Raw genomic sequence first — 1522 nt, forward strand, 5'->3', positions numbered from 1 at the left:
CTCAATACCTATCTTGGCGGGGACGGTTCTCCCTCCGACCGGTTGATCGTTGACGGTGGAACCGTCACCGGAAATTCTACCCTGATCGTCAAGAATACGACCGGCCCCGGCGTTTTAACGACAGCCAACGGCATTCTGGTGGTGGATACGATCAATGGCGCTACTTCGGTCCCGACCGCATTCACGCTTCAGGGCGACTATGTCACCAAACAAGGAGAGCAGGCGGTCGTTGGCGGTGCTTACGCCTATACGCTGAACTACGGTGGCGTGGGTGGGGATAGCGGCGATAACAACTGGTATCTGCGTTCTGTTCTGATACCACCAACACCGCCAACGCCAACGCCGCCTAATCCGCCGGAGCCACCGGTTCCGCTTTATCAGGCCGGTGTTCCGACTTATGAAGCATATCCGCAGGCATTGCTCGGTCTGAACGGCGTGCCAACCTTGCAGCAGCGTGTCGGTAATCGCTTCTGGGCCGGTAATGGCAACAAGGTGGTGGCGCAGGGAGCCGATCCGGTCGGCACACCATATGCCGCTCCTGAAGAGGCAGGCGTTGCGATTGAAGGCAATGGTGTATGGGGCCGTATCGAAGGCGCGCATAACAGCATCGATCCGCGTGTCTCGACCTCAGCCACCGATTACGACCAGAATGTCTTCAAGCTTCAGGCCGGTATTGATGGGCTGTTGACTGAAACGGAAAGCGGCAAGCTAATTGGCGGCGTCACAGTCCATTACGCCCATGGCAAAACCGACATCAATTCGATCTACGGTGATGGTGAGATCAAGACGGACGGATATGGCTTTGGCGGTACGCTGACCTGGTATGGCGAGAATGGCTTCTATCTGGATGGTCAGGGCCAGGTGACCTGGTACACGAGCGATCTCGACTCTATTCTCGCTCGTAGGAATCTCTCCGATGGCAATGACGGTTTTGGTTATACGCTGTCACTGGAAAGCGGCAAGCGCATAGCCATCGATCCTGCCTGGTCCGTCACGCCGCAGGCTCAGCTGGTCTATTCGAATGTCGACTTTGATGCATTTACCGATCCATTCGGTGCTCGCGTCAGTCTCGACCGGGGGGAAAGCTTGCAAGGCCGTCTCGGCCTGACGCTTGACCATGAGAACTCGTGGCAGAATGACAAGGGCTTGCTCAACCGCACCCATGTCTACGGCATCGCCAATCTCTACTATGAGTTCCTTGAGGGCACGAGGGTCGATGTCCAGGGCGTGAGTTTTGCCAGCCGCAATGACCGTATATGGGGCGGTCTGGGCATCGGCGGAACCTATAACTGGGATGATGATAAATATTCGATCTATGGCGAGGGTCTGGTCAACACCAGCCTGAACAACTTTGGCGACAGTTATTCCGTCAAAGGACAGGTCGGCTTGCGCGTGAAATGGTAACAGGGTTGCCGTAAATCGCGCAGAATCCCACGCCATCTCGTTTCGAACTGCGACAAAGCCGCTGCCAATCCAACACCGGATTGGCAGCGGCAGTTCCTGTTGCTGACCGGCAATCAAC

At 56.3% G+C, this 1522-nt stretch carries 1 protein-coding gene; it reads left to right on the top strand.

From position 1 onward, the window contains the following. Positions 1-1404: autotransporter outer membrane beta-barrel domain-containing protein (locus tag JAU75_RS23810; protein ID WP_199058944.1), on the top strand; the 1404-nt coding region annotated here is incomplete at its 5' end. Positions 1405-1522 lie beyond the last annotated feature (118 nt).

Origin of the sequence: Ochrobactrum sp. Q0168 (assembly GCF_016427605.1) — a bacterium.
Lineage (GTDB): Bacteria > Pseudomonadota > Alphaproteobacteria > Rhizobiales > Rhizobiaceae > Brucella.